Source organism: Ornithinibacter sp. (assembly GCF_035443565.1).
Taxonomy (GTDB): Bacteria; Actinomycetota; Actinomycetes; order Actinomycetales; family Dermatophilaceae; genus Fodinibacter.
In genome coordinates this window covers 1-1,126 of the sequence record NZ_DAORSO010000417.1, presented here as the reverse complement: position 1 = coordinate 1,126, position 1,126 = coordinate 1, and the positions used below count along the sequence as shown (strand labels likewise).

General features: G+C 47.7%; 1 protein-coding gene. It reads right to left on the bottom strand.

Annotated features, from left to right (window positions below; all coding sequences use genetic code 11):
* The coding region (locus tag PLL68_RS15655; protein ID WP_324535683.1) for an IS701 family transposase at window positions 1-1,041 on the bottom strand (1,041 nt) is incomplete at its 3' end.
* Window positions 1,042-1,126 lie beyond the last annotated feature (85 nt).

The following is a 1,126-nucleotide window of genomic DNA, read 5'->3' as shown; positions in this document are numbered from 1 at the left end:
GATCTCTTTGAAACCGGCTTCGATTTTCCAGCGTGCGCCGTAGTATTCGATAATCTGCTCGACGGTGAGATCGAGGTCGGTGGTAAAGAGTGCGACCCATTGTGATCTTCGATAGATCCAAACAACGCGCACGGCACACTTGAGTGTTTTCAACATCATGATGTTGTCAAAGGCCAGAACATCGCGTTGTTTGCCGTAGAGGTTAACCGAATAAGTGGTAGCGCGTTCATGGAATTCATTGGCCAGTGTTGTGGCATTGCCCATCTTGTCGCCATACTTTCTGGATCGGCCGAGCTGATGTTTCCGGTGTTCGGGTGGTAGCGCAAACAAAGTGGTGTTGACGCGCAATCTGGAAAGCATATGACAGTGCTGTCCAACGGTTTTGCGCATCGGTTTAAGCAAGCCGTCGTTTCCAAACCAGCTATCGGTAACGATCAGCAATGGGGTGCCAGGAAAAGCGGCAGAAATTTCCAGCAGCATTTCAATGGCCTGCTCAAACTTGGTTTGAAACGATGGTATCTTGCCCTCAACCCTAACCTTCTTGGCCGCAATCGTTTTTTCCATGTGATAGAAACGAAACGCCAGTGGTAAGCAAGTCCAGCGGCCTTTGACAATTTTTAATAAACCGATGGACACAACATTTTGTGACCAGGGGTATTTCGATTGGTTGGTTTTGGCAGCATGGTCAAAGAAAGACGCGCAGCCGAAAATCTTTTTACCAGTCTTGGGATTGATATTGTCATCCAAGGCCAGCAATAGCCGTCCTTTTGTCGTCGGGTTGGGTATCAGAGACCACAGCGTCGTCCAAAGGCGTGACCAAGGCAATTTTGATGAGGCCATGAAGATGTAAAATCGGCGCTGACTAAGCGACAGTCCGAACAATACCTGCAAGCATCGCAATAGGTTGGCGCTGCGTGAAGAAGTGAAATGAGTGATAACAGCCAGGAGCGTATAAACAAACCAGACACCTCGTTCATCGCCTTTGCAACGGTGGTTAAATTCCTGCTGGAGGGGGAAGAGGATATTGCGTAGAATGAACATGCGGCGATGCCTTTTTTATTATTGGTTTCAGTTACTTAACAGATGAAATTATAACAAAAACCGTGCGTCGCCGCAATCATATCTT